Here is a 14,825-nt window from a genome sequence, read left to right as displayed (position 1 = left end):
ACAAATATTGAAAATAAAAAGAAATACAGAAGTAAATGCACCTCTTTTACTCATCGTTTTTACGTTAGCTGTTCTTGTTGCTGCGATCACCGTTGATATGGTTAACCCAGTTCTTTCTCTAATAGGTGAAGATTTAGATGCTTCTGCGGCCCAAGTTAGTTGGGTCGTAAGTGGTGTATCACTTGTACTTGCGATTGGAGTCCCTCTTTATGGTCGGATTTCAGATTTTTTTGAGCTGCGGAATCTATTCACTTTCGCCATTTTGATTTTTGCGGTTGGAAGTATTATCTGTGCTTTTGCTTCCAATCTTCCATTATTGGTTTTTGGCCGAATGGTACAAGGGGCTGGATCAGCTGCTATACCTGTCCTTTCCATCGTGGCTATTTCACAGGTTTTCCCGGAAGGAAAACGAGGTGGTGCTTTAGGACTCATCGCAGGGTGCATTGGGATTGGAACAGCTGCAGGGCCAATCTTTGGAGGAGTGGTCGGTCAATTTTTCGGCTGGCATGCGCTGTTCTGGGTCACTTTCTTACTAGCGGTGATCATTGTGATTGGTGCGTTTTTGATGATACCGGACATCCCGTCGACGATGGATGCTCCAAGTAATAGGCAGTTTGATCTCCTTGGGGGTGTATTACTTGGACTCACCGTTGGTCTTTTCCTTTTTGGTATCACACAGGGTGAGGCTGTAGGGATTGTATCTTTTTCTTCGTTAGGAAGCCTAATCGGATCTCTACTCGCGTTAATAGGATTTATTTGGCGAACAAACATCGCAGAACATCCGTTTGTTCCTCCTGCTCTGTTTAATAATAAACCTTACGTCAGTTCAGTACTGGTTGGGTTGTTTACTATGTTTGCCTATTTTTCGGTATTAGTCTTTGTACCTTTGATGGTGGTAGAGGTAAATGGATTTTCCCCTGGATTAGCTGCAATGACACTATTACCGGGAGGCTTAGCTGTTGCGATTCTTTCGCCTTTAGCTGGTCGTATTTCAGACCGATTAGGAGCTAAACGTCCAATTATTGGGGGGCTCACATTGATGGGAGTTTCAACGTTATTCTTGTCAACGTTTGCCTCTGGAGCTTCTCCCTTTTTGGTGGCAGTAGGGGTTCTAGGTATATGTATTGGTCAGGCGTTTACGAACTCCCCAGCGAATAATGCTGCAGCAAGTGCGCTTAAAAACCAACAAGTGGGCATAGGATTAGGGATTTTTCAAGGTTCATTGTTTCTTGGTGCAGGTACAGGGGCTGGAATGATGGGGGTGTTCTTATCAGCACGTAAAGAAGCTATGGCCCCCATCAACCCTCTATATGTTTTGGATGCTATTCCCTATTCGGATGTATTTTTGGCGGTGACAGTCGCTGTGATTTGTGCATTAGTTTTTTCTTTTTGGCTACGAAGGTAGAACAATTAAGAGACCGGTTGTATAGTGGCAACCGGTCTCTTAATACATATTTGAGCAAAAACCTTATTATCATTCAACAGTAATTAAATGAAATTTGGTGTTTTGACTAGGATTTAAGAATAAAAGTGAAAACTGAGGTGTTCAACTTGATAAGAGAATTAAATAAGAATGAGGAATTGCCGTTAGAGTTATTATTGTTGGCAGATCCTTCGGAAAAGCTTGTCAGAGAATATATTTCAAGAGGCAAGTGCTTTATTATGAATCTTGATGGAAGAATTATAGGAACTTATGTCCTTATTCCCACTCGACCAGAAACAGTAGAAATTGTAAATGTTGCAGTGAATGAAGAATTTCATGGTAATGGTTATGGGAAGCAACTTGTCCTCCATGCAGTTAAAACGGCAAAACGTGATGGATATAAAACCATTGAAATTGGAACTGGCAATTCAGGAGTTGTTCAATTGGCACTATATCAAAAATGCGGTTTTAGAATGACTTCAATTGATCGTGATTTTTTTGTTAGGCATTATGATGAACCAATATATGAAAATGGCATCCAAGTTATCGATATGGTTCGACTTTCTCAATATTTATAAGGGTTATCGTCTTAAAACAGCCTTCAATAGGGCGCGTTCTTATTGTGGAATACAAAATAACTTTTTTGTAACTTATTTTTGGTTCAACAAACGAACAACTATTTTTTTAAGCAGCCGCATTTTTCAATGAAAAAATGCGGCTTTCGGACGCTGAAGGCAAATGACTTTATTTGTACTGAACAACAGAAGCCCAACATTGGGCAAAAAGGGTTTATGAAAAATTGTCTGTTTATAATACTTTACAAATCCATTTTTAGTTGGATTTATGAACATGGGCTAAAATAAAGTTTGATCAGAATTCAACTTTCGTGTTCCGTTAAAGGGACGCTTGTATTATAAGGTCAATTAAAATTTTATTTTCTGGTTAATTATGCTTCATAGTTTAATTGTTTATAAAGGTATACCTTTAAGGATGGCGAAAGTACAATTATAAAACCGTGATAGATCAAGTTTGTAAACGTGGTTAATAAAATTTATAAACGTTTGTATATTTTATTTACCTTTACAAACAAAAGTTTTATAATTTAGTAGTATAAAAGGGGGAAATGAACATGGCAGCCACTTATGGATACATACGGGTAAGTTCCAAAGATCAGAATGAACAGCGTCAGTTACACAAAATGATGGAGAAGGGTGTAGAGGCACGCCGCATTTTGGTTGATCGAGCAAGCGGAAAAAATTTCGAACGCCCACAATACCAAATACTGCGTAAAATTCTCGGTGAAGGAGACATTGTTTATTTAGATGCCCTTGATCGCATGGGGCGTAACTACGATGAGGTCATTGCTGAATGGAAGTACATAACAAGAGAATTAAAAGCGGACATCGTCGTACTTGAGAACGAAACCTTATTTGACAGTCGCAAGTTCCGTGAAATGGGCGATATGGGACGTTTAATGGAAGACCAATTTTTATCTTTGCTTTCGTATGTTGCGGATCAAGAACGTAAGAAAATTCGTCAGCGACAAGCAGAAGGAATTGAGGTAGCTAAATCCCAAGGGAAACACTTAGGGCGACCCCGAATGAACTTTTCCAATTTGAGCAAGAAACAGCGCCAAATACTAGAAGAAAACCATTCGAAATGGAGGAACGGAGACATAACCGGCGCTATGTTTATGGAGATGCTTGAACTCAAGAAAAACACGTTTTATAAAATAATGAAAGAATATGATGAAGTAAGGAGCAACCAGCTTATATAAAATACCTTTTTGTCCCAAGTCATGTTATCAAAAATAACTTGATAAAGAGTTCTAATCAGTATGAAAATCAACTACTTCAAAAATTATTAGAAGAATCAGGCGAAGGGAAATGCTAAAATGAAAAATATAATACTATAGCAGCGTTTCATATTTTGGGCACTGAGAATGGGGCTTTAAAATTAAATACAAATAAAATGTATCATTGGAATATACCTAAACGTTTGAGAAAAGATCCTATTCAAAAAGGTGATATTGTGTTAGTCCCCACAGCACATGGTAAAAGTCGTGTGCTGGTAATGGATGTTTTTCGGGAGGAATTTGAAGAAACACAAAAAACATATAAGAAGGTGATAAAAGTAATTGAAAAAGCACCAATCAATGAAAGAGGTAACCAATCATAAAACAACCCATTATTGTAAAATAACTGGAAAATTTCAAAATAATGCCATGATGTTTATGAAGCTGAAACGAAGCAGGCAGTTGAACGATTCCTGAAAGAAGTAGAACGCTAAATAGCTTGCTCCGGATTCGGGCCATATTTTTGAGTAACACAATTTTGGAATCATTAACCACGGAGGGAGATAAGTGAGACAAAATATTTACGACAATCCAAATTTCTTCAAAGACTACACAACCTTGCGTGAAAGTGAAATAACCGCTAATGACTTCATAGAACAGCCAGCAATCAAATCATTAATTCCGTGTTTGAAAGGAAAATCAGTATTAGACTTAGGTTGCGGTGATGGTTATTTTTCAAAGTATTGTATAGAAAACGGTGCGAAAAACGTAATAGGTGTAGACATCTCAAATAATATGATTGAACGGGCTAAAAAGTTAAACTTGGATGATAACATAGAATTTATGTGTCTTCCTATGGAGGATTTGGAACTAACCAATCAAAAATTCGATCTAATCATAAGCTCACTCTCTATACATTACGTTGAAGATTATCCGGCAATGATCCAAAAAATTAATGGACTGTTAAAAAACAGTGGGGAATTTATCTTTTCAACCGAACATCCGATAGCAACAGCTCGAAAGGGAAACAATCACTGGATAAAAACTGTGGATGGTAATAAATTACACTGGGCATTAGATAATTATCATGAAGAAGGAATCAGAGAACACGACTGGTTTGTTGAATTTAGTGTGGTGATTTATCATAGAACCATTTCTACCTTAGTAAATGCTTTGATTGAAAATGGGTTTTCGCTGGATAAAATTATCGAACCACAATCAACTTTGACAGGAATAGAAAAAATGCCAGAATTAATAAATGAAAAGCGTAGACCATCTTTTATTATAATTAAGTCAAAAAAATAAAATAATTTTTACCGATCGGGCGCCATTCCGGAATAAGACCTGGTGCCCCTTTCATACATAGGGCCATATTCTTGATTTCTATTAAGTCAGGTACAGTAAAGAGGAGATAAAAAATGATTAATCCAGATTTAAAAGGAAAAACAGTCTTAGTAACAGGTGCAAATTCAGGAATAGGAAGGGAGTTATCCGTTAATTTCGCCAAAATGGGTTGTAATATAATCCTTCATTATTTTGAAAATGAGGAAGAGACAAAAGGGATTATTAAAACACTAAATGAGTACAATGTAGAAGCTCATCCAGTTCAAGCAGACTTGAGAAATGAAGATGAACTCAATCGTTTATATAATAGAAGCATTGAATTGTTTGGATCTATTGATATCTTAGTCAATAATGCAGCAGTTGCATTGTTTCCTGATAATATTTTTGAGACAGATGAAGATTCATTTAACAATCACTTTAATGTAAACACAAAAGCCACACTACTGCTAATCAACCATTTTGTGAAAATGCATAAAGAACAAGAGAAAAAGGAAGCAAGTATTATAAATATCTCAACAGATGCCTCTCAAAACTTCCCAAATCAGATTTCTTATGGAGCAAGTAAGGCGGCAATTGAATCTTATACTAGGAGTATAGCAACAGAAGTAGGCTATTTAGGAATTACAGTGAATTGTATATCACCTGGTCCTGTACAAACAGGTTATATCACTAAAGATCTTGAGGAATATGTATTACCTGACATCCCTATGAATAGATTAGGGACGCCAAAAGATATCTCAGATGCTGTAACTTTCTTTTCTTCCGCACAGGCAAGATGGATAACAGGTCAAGTATTACTAGTATCTGGAGGGCATTACATTTAATTGACCAACAATATCAGATAATTTCAGAAAAGGACTATTCAAGAATAGGGAGCTTTCGCGGAATAAGAAATGAGATCACTATTGCTTTCTTGGACCATTATATGGAATAACTTACTGTGAGAATTGGGGGATTAAATGCGTAGTGAAAAAGAGATGCTAAACCATTTTGAAAATATTGTTAAGAATGACGATGGTGTCAGATTATCAGTTCTTGAAGGCTCTAGAACAAATCAAAACATTTCAAAAGATGACTTTCAAGATTATGATATTTCCTTTTTTGTTAAAGATATAACATCCTATAAAAAAGATGATGATTGGCTAAATATTTTTGGTGATATCGTTTTTATGCAAAAACCGGAGGATATGGAGTTATTTCCTGCAGAATTTGAGAACTGGTTCAGCTATATTATGTATTTTAACGATGGTATAAAAATTGATCTCTGTCTAATCCCCATAGATGAGGTCAACCAATATTTTTCTAACTCAGATGGGTTAGTGGAAATATTAGTTGATAAAGACAATCGAATCAATCAAGAGATTATTCCAAGTGATTTTAAATACTGGATAAAAAAACCCAATGAACAAGAGTTTGATGATTGCTGTAATGAGTTTTGGAATGTGTCAGCTTATGTAGCAAAAGGGTTGTTTAGAAAAGAACTTCTTTTCGCATTGGATCATTTTAATCAAATTCTCCGTCCAGAACTATTAAGAATGATGTCTTGGGAAGTTGGTCTACGTAAAGGTTTTAATTTTAGTGTTGGTAAAAACTACAAATTTATCGATAAGTATCTACCCGAAAAGGAATTTGACAAACTGACTAAAACATTTTCACTAGCAGGTTATAAAGAAGCTTTTGGATCCTTTGAGTTTTGTTGTCAAATGTTCAGGACATATTCTAAAAAAGTTGCTTCTGCATTAGGATACAAGTACCCCGAATACGATCAAAAAATGACAGGCTTTATTCATAATGTTTATGAAAAAATGAGTGAAAAGTAATTTTATGAAATGTAAACTCATGCTTACGCGGAACAAACATTGCCCGCATTATTGCTTCATCGGGCCATTTTCTGAAATACTTATGGTCAAAAGAAATAAGAAGCTGACTGTTGCAACTTTACAAACAGCTATGGTATGTTCAAATGCTAAGAAATAAAAAATAATAACGAGAGAGGTGGATGAATTGCCATCAAGGCAGGATGATTCAAATTCAACACCTAAAAGTGATGAAGATCTTCAGAAGGCTACGGTTGGAGAACGTAAGCCTCACAATGCGCCCATCACCCTTCATGAATATGATTCACGGTGGCCTGAGCTATTTGAACGGGAAGCCAACCGGATACGCTCTGTACTTGACAACACGGCCTTGCAAGTGGAACATGTTGGCTCAACGTCAGTGCCGGGACTGTGTGCCAAGCCAATTATAGATATTTTATTGGTTGTAACGGACGCTGCTGACGAAACGACCTATGTCTCGGACTTGGAGGAAGCAGGCTACACGCTACGTATTCGGGAACCCGAGTGGCTTGAGCACCGTATGTTCAAAGGTCCCGATACAGATATTAATTTACACGTATTTAGCAAAGGTGTATCTGAGGTTCAAAGAATGTTGAGATTTCGGGATTGGCTTAGAGCTAATGCGTCTGATCGAGATCAATATGCATCTGTTAAACGTCGTCTGTCTCAGCGTGAATGGCGACATGTACAGCACTATGCGGATGCCAAAGATTCAGTTGTCCAGGAAATCATGGAGCGAGCAGAGGAGTTTGTCGTTGATGAGCAGTATGACTAATGAAGAAATACCAAAGGAAGCATTTGACGCGTTAGGAATTGCGAAGAATGTACTCGGAAGCAAGTTAGTTGGTGTGTCTCTTTATGGTTCGGCAGTTATCGGCGGGTTACGCATCAATAGTGATGTCGATGTTCTCGTTGTCGTGAATCAGCGATTATCTGAAGCTACTCGAAGAATACTAACAGAACGCTTAATGCCGATATCGGGAAAAATAGGAAATGAAAAGGGGATGCGGTACCTTGAATTAACCGTTATTAATGAAGGAGATAGTGTACCTTGGCAGTATCCACCAAGGAATGAATTGGTCTATGGTGAATGGCTTAGGTCTGAGTTTGAGAATGGTCAAATTCCGGAACCAACGTTTGATCCTGACTTAGCTATTGTTTTAGCACAAGCACGAAAGCATAGCGTTTCACTATTTGGTCCTGATCTCTCAACGATACTTGATCCCATTCCGATAACAGATATTCAAAAAGCAATAGAGGAGTCTTTGCCAGAGTTAATTGATGATATTAAGGGTGACGAACGTAATGTGCTATTAACTCTCGCTCGCATGTGGCAAACAATGGCTGAAGGTACAATTTCTCCAAAAGATGTGGCTGCACAATGGGCGATCCCTAAGTTACCGAAGCAGCAAGTGGAAGTGCTCGATATCGCTAGAAAAGCGTATCTTGGCGAGTATGATGATGATTGGGACGGAATGGAAGCCGAAGTCATGTCATTGGTCAATCATATGAGGGGCAAAATAGAGGCTTATTATAGTATCTGAGCAAGTTCTTGGAAAACCATGATCTTCCTCAATTGGGTTTTTCTGGAATAAAAACTATTCCGGATTTGGGCCATATTGTGTTTGGGAATATAATGCGTGAACAGAATAAGTCTAACCAAGTATCTGGGGGAAAATAAGTTATAAGGGATTGCTGTCATTAAAGCAACCCCTTAACACTATTTATTAAACAATTTATAACTATTGAAAAGAGATAAAAATTGTTTAAAGTTAACGTTATTTAAGTCATATATTTTTGCATGTTTCAAGGCTTGTCTGAACTGATTTTTAGTAAAAAGAGTGTGATATTCTTTGTTTACCCATCTATAAACAAACGATTGATATTTTTTGTAGTCTTTCTTTAAAATCAATGGCTCGTGGCGTTCAAGAATAATCAATACAGAATCCACACTCGGCTTAGGGTGGAAATACGTTCTCGGCACTTTTGTGAGAATTTTTATATCCATTTCTACCATCAACAGCAAGCCTAAAGCACGTTGCAGGTTTTGTAGCCTTTTCGAAAAACCTTCCTCCACGATAAGATAACTGTACTTTGCCTGGCTTTCAAAAGTAATTTTTTTAACAATATCCGTACTGATATTATAGGGGATATTGCCTAATATTTTATAGTTTATTTTTTTGGGGAAGGCAAATTTTAGAATATCCGTATGGATCACTTTTACATTCTCGAAAGGCTCCACCGCTTTTTGAGTGGTTAGACATAAATTTTCATCAATTTCTATGGCAGTCAGCGACCGACTCATTTTGACTAGCTCTTTGGTAAAATGCCCTTTTCCTGATCCGATTTCTATTACGTTGTCTTGTTTATTGATATCCGTATGATTCAATAGTTCTTTTACATGCTTTTTAGAAGTAATAAAATTTTGCGTATCTTTTGGGCTTTTCTGGTTCATTATAACCTTCTCCTTGCTGGTTATAATGAACTGACTTTAAGCGTTCATTATAACCAATTAATTTTGGTTTGGTTGATAATGAACTCTATTAATGACAAATATAGAAAATAAACCCATACCTTTATCTCCTTTCCATTCTTTTCATTATAAAAGAGATAAGGTAAAATCGACTACTGCTATGCTAGCACACATATTTGAACCCTCCATGACTTGCCTTTTATGTAACTCATTATATCATTTTCGTAAACAAATACTCAAATACAGGTTCTCGTTTGCAAGCCCCTTAAAACCGTAAGCTTTTTTCCGCAACACGATCGGGCGCTTTTCTGGAATAACAGTTAAGAACTTTTTTATCACAAATTTTGTGTGTGATGATTAGGTGAATGTTGAAAGTAAAGAACTATTTTTTAAAGCAGCCGCATTTTTCAACGGAAGAATGCGGCTTCACGTTGTCAAAAGTAAACAACTTTATTTTTACATAACATCCCCTGAAAGCACATATGGCTTTCAGGGGATTTATTTATAATTCAACTTTATATTCTGACTGTTTCTTTTTCACGTGCGGCAAATGTCACAACGAGCAGTACTAATGTAGATACAGGCAGGCCGATAAAAATCGGATGCAGTCCAAACGGATGCCCGGCTATCTGCCAGATAACTGCAGTGATCAGTCCGGCCCACATGGAAGCGACGCCTGCCTTCATTGTCGCTTTTTTCCAGAATAAGCCGAACATTATCGGTGCGAGCAGGCCGGATACCGCCATCGCCGTGCCGGTGACCATCAAGTTGACCAGTCCCGGAATTGTGAGCGCGAGAACGAGACCGACGACGGATATGATTAACACGGACAATCTGCTCCACAGCAGCATCTTTGTATTGGAATAATGTGGGAAGCCCGGTCTGACGATATCGTTCACGATGGAAGATGCGCCAGCCAGCAGGAAAGAATCTGCACTGGATATCACAGCTGCGAGCAGGACAACAATCATTACAACGACAAAAGCAAATGGGAATACATCGCCAATCACACCGTAATAGATGAGTACGGGATCGATACTTTCGAGTTCGAGACCGTATCTGCCGAATACGCCGATAAATACGGCAAACACACCTATCGAAACGGCAATGACCATCGAAATCCAATAACCGGTGCTTGCTGTTTTTAAGCTGCCGGCTGCCCACACACGCTGCCAGAGATCCTGTCTCACAAACTGAAAGACAGCAAGCGTCAGTAGGTAGATGAGTATGTCCCCGGGTGTGATGTTCATTACGCTGAGCATGTCTGCTGCACCGGCTGAAGCGGCATAGTCAGCAGTCTCCTGCCAACCGCCGGATTGTCGCAGGACGGCAATGAACATCAGCGTTGTACCGATTACCAGTATGGTCCCGTGTATGACGTCCTGCCATATCACTGCTTTCAGACCGCCGAGATACGTTTTAAGCGTCAGTAATATCCACCCGATAATTATACCAAGAGTGAGATTCATTCCAATTGTCACATTCAATATCGTGGCAATCGACACAAAAAGTGTACCGCTCATCGCACAGTAAGAAAATAAAATGCTGATGACTGTCGGAAGGCGTGCAGCATTCCCATAGCGCAATGTGGTGAAATCTCCGATAGTAATCATTTTGTGCTTTTCTCCGAGAGCTCTGATCCGTTTGAGGAGAAATAATGCGAAAATGCTGATGCATGTAAACATCGTAATATGTATCCACTGCTGTCCCATACCGAGACTGTAACCATTCTCCATGTAGCCGAGCAATGTCGAACCGCCGACACCTGTTCCGATAAACGTCAGCAGCAGAGGTAAAAATGAAACAGAACGTCCTGCAACGTTGTAATCCTCATATGTCTTTGTTTTTTTGTTCATGTACAGTGCCAGTACAATCAGAAAAACAAAGTAAACGAAAACAATGATTGATAAGATGATTCTTTCTTCTCCGTTGAACATTCAATCACTCACTTCTGATTATTTGATTTATAAATGTGTAACACGATCACATGTATAAACCTTCTAAATTTTATCATATTACCAAGCGGATTGAGAAACGGTAAGCGACTGGGTGAAGGATAAAAGTAATGAAAATATTGCAGAAATACACATCGTTGCGCTATGCTCTGTAAAAAGCAGTTTATTACGAATAGAAAAATCGGGAGGCTTAAAAAGATGACCAATCATCCAAAAGAAATCGATCTGATTATACCAAAGGACTGTGAGAATGCACCCAGAAAAAAGATTCTGATTGATTTTACAGTTGCGGTAATGCAAGGTCTGAGTAATGTCATTGAAGATTATGCCCATGAAGATATTGTGTGGCAACAATTGAAGGAGCGAAAAGCTACAGTGGGGCTTTTCGCTCTGCTTTCGTGGTTGGAAAATGAAGGTGACGAAATTGATACGCTTGAAATTTATCAGGTCATCACCCACGGTAAATTTGCTTCTATCAATGGTGTCATCACACACTCAGATGATACTGAAGTTGATTTTTGTGATGTCTATACTTTCAGCAGCGCCGCAAAGTCGGGAAGAGTGAAAGAAGTAAAATCATACCGGTTGTAGAATATGAAGAATGTCCATATAGTTTTGGAGGGAATTATGCGAGAACCTTTAATCAGTTTGTTGAATTATATTATAAGGTTGAAAATTAAACAGCATGGCATGTTTGCAGAAAAGCATCTCAATAAAGAAGAGTCCATTTTGAATAATCATCAAAATGGAGTCTTCTTATATTTGTTCGAGTACTTTGATCTATTCTTCTGCCGGCTGTCTTTTAACCAGCAGGTGAAAAGCAATAAACCCGATCAGCACCGTGGAAAATAATATCAGACCCATCGGTACTGCGGATGATTCATCAATACCCGCGAGTGGTGTGAATATTGCACCCAGAGTCAAAGGCAGCATACCGAGCACTGCACTGGCACTTCCTGCGCGGTGCCCCTGTTTGGACATGCCAAGGGTGAACGTGCTTGTAATGACCATTCCCATAGTCGTCATATATATGAAAATCAGTATGACGATGGAAGCAAGCGGTCCTTCAACAATTGTCATGACCAGGAGAACCGAAGTTGTTACGAGAGCAATCGTTACAGCTGTCTGAAGCAGTTTTCTTTCGTGAATGATACCGCCGAAACGCCCGATCAAGAAACTGCCGATTATGATGGCCATGCCGTTTATTCCGAAAAGTATGCTGAACGTCTGCGGTGACACACCGTAAATTTCCTGATAGATGAATGGTGTGCCGGATACATAGGCGAAACTTCCGCCATGGACGAAGCCGACTACGAGGGCATAACCGATGAATGAGCGGTCTTTCAGCAGGTTGCCCATTGTAATGACGGTCGCACCGAGAGAGCTTGGAATTCTGTTTTCCGGCGGAAGCGTCTCCTTCAACATCAGTGCTATGATGACAACGATTAAAACACCGATAAAAGCCAGGAAAATAAAAATGCTCTGCCAGTTTGTAAATTCGAACGACAGAATTGCTCCGCCGGCTATCGGTGCCATCATCGGAGCGACAGCGTTAATGACCATTAAGAGTGCAAAGAATTTTGTCAGTGCCTTGCCGCTGAAAACATCACGTACAACGGCTCTTGAAAGTACGACGCCTGCAGCGGCTGTGAAGCCCTGAATGAATCTTGCGGCGATTAAGGTTGTGATATTGGGTGCAAAGGCACAAAGCACTGAAGCCAGCGCAAAAAGGGAAGTGGCAATCAGTAAAGGTTTCCTTCTGCCCTGACCGTCACTGATCGGACCGATAACGACCTGACCGAGGGCAAGGCCGAGAAGACACGAAGTCAGGCTCGCCTGAACCATTGTGGCACTGGTGCCGAGGTCACCGGCAATGCCCGGGAACGCAGGCAGATACATATCGATATTTAAAGGACCGAGTATAGCGAGCAGACCGAGAAGAAAAGCCAGCTGCATCCGTTTTTTCCCTGTTGGATTATGTAGTAATGTATTTTGATCTCCGTTATAGATAAGGCTTCACTTCCAATCTTTACATGAATGAACATCGCATATGTTCCAGGAAATATTATAACAGGAAAATATGAGATTGATACAAAATCTGTCTGGAAAATGGGCGGACTTTCAGATAAACTTAACAATGGTATTAATCCGGTTAAATGGATGAATGAAAATGAGTGATAAAAATATTTGAATATCAGACTCCTTTGCAAAAGTGTGTAAAGGAGTCCGTTTATTGTTCATATGGAAGGTATATAGGAGGAAAAAGAATTGATAACATTAGCAGGTACGATCGGTGCAGGGAAAACGGCATGGGGCGGAGTGATAGCAGAACATTTTGGTAGAGAGCTGCTGATAGAAAAAGTGGAAGGCAATCCATTTCTGGCAAAATTTTATAAAGACCCGAAAAGGTACAGCTTTCATCTGCAGGTATATTTCTTAAACCATAGATTCAAAGCATTGAAAGAAGCGATGATTCATCCGAATACGGTGCTCGACCGTTCCATTTATGAAGATGCGATGGTATTTGCAAGGTTGCAGTACGAAAATGGCTCCATGGATGAAGATGAATTCAATACTTATCTTGAGCTGCATGACAACATGATGGAAGAACTTCATGATCTGTATGAACAGCAGGTCATTCTTAAAAAGTCCCCGGACCTGCTGGTATTTGTGCACGGCTCTTTTGACGAAGCGATCAGAAGAATAAAAAAGCGCGGCAGATCGTATGAACAGATAGAGGGCGATCCGGGGCTGTATAAGTATTATCAGGAACTGTATGATATTTATGAAAATGAGTTTATAAAAGAATATCAGAAAAAAGAAATTTCTCCTGTCTATACGCTGGATATTGATAAATATGAAATTTCCAACCCGGATGATGTCAAAGAAGTTATGGATGGCATCGAAAAAATGCTGGAAGAAGAAAGAGGATTCGTCTTTCCGGAAGACTGACGTGTGCTTAATTTGAAAAGAATAATATTGAGAACTGTAAAATTATATAATGAAAACAGGGCGATACTTATTAGACTAAGTATCGCTTTTAAATGGATTAGATTTTCTTAGATTTCTAGTCTGAGATGATGGAAATTGGACATCAGTAGCAAATATTCAGAGATATTGAGCTATAAACGCATTGAATGATAAAACACAGCAGAGTAAAAAAAGTTTTTAATTAGTATGTATTAGTGTTGGATGAACATAGGGACAACGCAGGGAGAGTGGAGTTAAAGGAGGGATGAAATACGTAAATTATCATTTCAGAATTTATTACTTTAGACGGTGTTATGGAAGCCACGGATGAATGGGTGTCTGATTTTATCAGTGATGAACAGGAAATGTTTAAACTCGAGGAACTGAAAGAATGTGACGCTCTATTAATAGGCAGACGGACTTATGAAAGATTTGCTGATTCATGGCTGGAAGTTGTCGATACTACAGGTTATGCTAATATGATGAATGAATATCCCAAAAATGTAGTTACATCAACTTTGAAAGAAGCTAAATGGAACAATACAATGATTATCGACGGAAATAATATACTCGGTGAAATCTCTGAATTGAAGCAACTCCCAGGTAAGGATATATTAGTTTTGGAAGTGCAGAACTTGTATATAATCTGACAGATAACAACTCAATTGATGAGTACAGGCTCATGGTTTTCCCTATCATCGCAGGAAAAGGGAAACGGATTTTCAATAACCTGCATTCCAACAAATATTTATAGTATATTGATACTGAAACATTCGATTCAGGTGTGACTGTTTTAAAATACCAGCCTGAATGAAAAGAGTGAAAGGAATATAATCGATGTCGTATTCGGTTATCCGCATATATTTTTTGTTTTGTTTTCTTTCTTGTGCCAGTTTCTTTGTAATAACGGATATAGTATTAGACAGCAATTAGATCATTTGAATAAACATGGGCATAAAACAGTGAAAATATCTATGGAAGCGGGGGGGGGTCATTCTGCTCAAATCGGGCATGAGTACCATGTTTA

General features: G+C 38.7%; 18 protein-coding genes. 14 read left to right on the top strand and 4 right to left on the bottom strand.

The features are described from left to right. The first annotated feature begins 7 nt into the window (after positions 1-7). The 9 genes from BO48_RS06510 (at position 8) to ant(9) (ending at position 7,944) form a co-directional block, all read left to right on the top strand. Entirely contained in the window at positions 8-1,405 is a 1,398-nt protein-coding gene (locus BO48_RS06510) for an MFS transporter (RefSeq protein ID WP_496366612.1), read from the top strand. A gap of 146 nt (positions 1,406-1,551) precedes the next feature. Then, the gene (locus BO48_RS06505) at positions 1,552-2,001 is read left to right on the top strand and encodes a GNAT family N-acetyltransferase (RefSeq protein ID WP_483101475.1); all 450 of its coding nucleotides are present in this window, start codon (positions 1,552-1,554) and stop codon (positions 1,999-2,001) included. Positions 2,002-2,552: 551 nt separating this feature from the next. Beyond that, positions 2,553-3,200, top strand: coding sequence for a recombinase family protein (locus tag BO48_RS06500; protein ID WP_496366611.1), 648 nt, complete (start codon positions 2,553-2,555; stop codon positions 3,198-3,200). Positions 3,201-3,334: 134 nt separating this feature from the next. Beyond that, positions 3,335-3,601, top strand: a complete 267-nt coding sequence (locus BO48_RS06495; RefSeq protein ID WP_496366635.1) for a DUF5839 family protein — start codon at positions 3,335-3,337, stop codon at positions 3,599-3,601. 184 nt (positions 3,602-3,785) lie between these two features. Continuing rightward, on the top strand, positions 3,786-4,523 hold the full coding sequence (locus tag BO48_RS06490; protein ID WP_496366610.1) for a class I SAM-dependent methyltransferase: 738 nt from the start codon (positions 3,786-3,788) through the stop codon (positions 4,521-4,523). A gap of 113 nt (positions 4,524-4,636) precedes the next feature. Beyond that, the gene (locus BO48_RS06485; RefSeq protein ID WP_496366609.1) at positions 4,637-5,386 is read left to right on the top strand and encodes an SDR family NAD(P)-dependent oxidoreductase; all 750 of its coding nucleotides are present in this window, start codon (positions 4,637-4,639) and stop codon (positions 5,384-5,386) included. A 135-nt stretch (positions 5,387-5,521) separates the two neighbouring features. Next, the gene (gene ant(6), locus BO48_RS06480) at positions 5,522-6,382 is read left to right on the top strand and encodes an aminoglycoside 6-adenylyltransferase (RefSeq protein WP_496366608.1); all 861 of its coding nucleotides are present in this window, start codon (positions 5,522-5,524) and stop codon (positions 6,380-6,382) included. Positions 6,383-6,557: 175 nt separating this feature from the next. Further along, positions 6,558-7,175 carry a GrpB family protein gene (locus BO48_RS06475; RefSeq protein WP_496366606.1) on the top strand — a complete coding sequence of 206 codons (618 nt, stop codon included), beginning with the start codon at positions 6,558-6,560 and terminating at the stop codon, positions 7,173-7,175. Further along, positions 7,159-7,944, top strand: a complete 786-nt coding sequence (ant(9), locus tag BO48_RS06470; RefSeq protein ID WP_496366605.1) for an aminoglycoside nucleotidyltransferase ANT(9) — start codon at positions 7,159-7,161, stop codon at positions 7,942-7,944. The genes BO48_RS06475 and ant(9) overlap by 17 nt, the downstream gene beginning before the upstream one ends. Positions 7,945-8,120: 176 nt before the next feature. Here the strand turns inward: ant(9) and erm(A) are convergent, their stop codons facing one another. From erm(A) to BO48_RS06455, 3 genes are all read right to left on the bottom strand, one after another. Next, on the bottom strand, positions 8,121-8,855 hold the full coding sequence (gene erm(A) / locus BO48_RS06465; protein WP_163528082.1) for a 23S rRNA (adenine(2058)-N(6))-methyltransferase Erm(A): 735 nt from the start codon (positions 8,853-8,855) through the stop codon (positions 8,121-8,123). Between the two features lie 57 nt (positions 8,856-8,912). Further along, positions 8,913-8,972, bottom strand: coding sequence for an erythromycin resistance leader peptide (locus tag BO48_RS06460; RefSeq protein ID WP_163531292.1), 60 nt, complete (start codon positions 8,970-8,972; stop codon positions 8,913-8,915). A 416-nt stretch (positions 8,973-9,388) separates the two neighbouring features. Then, positions 9,389-10,810 (bottom strand): sodium:solute symporter family protein, encoded by a 1,422-nt coding sequence (locus BO48_RS06455; RefSeq protein WP_496366604.1) that lies wholly within the window; start codon positions 10,808-10,810, stop codon positions 9,389-9,391. 216 nt (positions 10,811-11,026) lie between these two features. On the opposite strand from BO48_RS06455, the gene BO48_RS06450 reads away from it, so the two are divergent. Then, positions 11,027-11,419, top strand: a complete 393-nt coding sequence (locus BO48_RS06450) for a hypothetical protein (RefSeq protein ID WP_496366603.1) — start codon at positions 11,027-11,029, stop codon at positions 11,417-11,419. A 189-nt stretch (positions 11,420-11,608) separates the two neighbouring features. On the opposite strand, the gene BO48_RS06445 is transcribed toward BO48_RS06450, so the two are convergent. Further along, complete coding sequence (locus BO48_RS06445; RefSeq protein WP_496366602.1) at positions 11,609-12,784, bottom strand: Bcr/CflA family efflux MFS transporter; 1,176 nt, start codon at positions 12,782-12,784, stop codon at positions 11,609-11,611. A gap of 81 nt (positions 12,785-12,865) precedes the next feature. Here BO48_RS06445 and BO48_RS06440 point away from each other — a divergent pair, with 81 nt between their 5' ends. From BO48_RS06440 to BO48_RS06425, 4 genes are all read left to right on the top strand, one after another. After that, a complete protein-coding gene (locus BO48_RS06440) occupies positions 12,866-13,006 on the top strand; it encodes a hypothetical protein (RefSeq protein WP_496366601.1) in 141 nt (46 codons plus the stop codon). 90 nt (positions 13,007-13,096) lie between these two features. Continuing rightward, complete coding sequence (locus BO48_RS06435) at positions 13,097-13,780, top strand: deoxynucleoside kinase (protein ID WP_496366599.1); 684 nt, start codon at positions 13,097-13,099, stop codon at positions 13,778-13,780. Positions 13,781-14,112: 332 nt separating this feature from the next. Beyond that, the gene (locus BO48_RS06430) at positions 14,113-14,448 is read left to right on the top strand and encodes a dihydrofolate reductase family protein (protein WP_496366598.1); all 336 of its coding nucleotides are present in this window, start codon (positions 14,113-14,115) and stop codon (positions 14,446-14,448) included. Next, positions 14,412-14,552: a dihydrofolate reductase family protein gene (locus tag BO48_RS06425; protein ID WP_496366634.1), complete on the top strand. Its 141-nt coding sequence runs from the start codon at positions 14,412-14,414 to the stop codon at positions 14,550-14,552. Before BO48_RS06430 ends, BO48_RS06425 begins: the two co-directional genes overlap by 37 nt. Positions 14,553-14,825: the final 273 nt, after the last annotated feature.

The sequence above is a fragment of the Lacicoccus kunmingensis DSM 17847 genome (assembly GCF_059568765.1).
The sequence above is the reverse complement of the archived record's forward strand: the minus strand, read 5'-3'. Positions and strand labels throughout refer to the sequence as shown.

Excerpts from the sequence above, each read along its gene's own strand:
- BO48_RS06500 (WP_496366611.1), top strand. The coding sequence starts at position 2,553 with ATGGCAGCCACTTATGGATACATACGGGTAAGTTCCAAAGATCAGAAT.
- BO48_RS06485 (WP_496366609.1), top strand. The coding sequence starts at position 4,637 with ATGATTAATCCAGATTTAAAAGGAAAAACAGTCTTAGTAACAGGTGCA.
- BO48_RS06455 (WP_496366604.1), bottom strand. The coding sequence starts at position 10,810 with ATGTTCAACGGAGAAGAAAGAATCATCTTATCAATCATTGTTTTCGTT.
- BO48_RS06450 (WP_496366603.1), top strand. The coding sequence starts at position 11,027 with ATGACCAATCATCCAAAAGAAATCGATCTGATTATACCAAAGGACTGT.
- BO48_RS06445 (WP_496366602.1), bottom strand. The coding sequence starts at position 12,784 with ATGCAGCTGGCTTTTCTTCTCGGTCTGCTCGCTATACTCGGTCCTTTA.
- BO48_RS06440 (WP_496366601.1), top strand. The coding sequence starts at position 12,866 with ATGAACATCGCATATGTTCCAGGAAATATTATAACAGGAAAATATGAG.
- BO48_RS06430 (WP_496366598.1), top strand. The coding sequence starts at position 14,113 with ATGGAAGCCACGGATGAATGGGTGTCTGATTTTATCAGTGATGAACAG.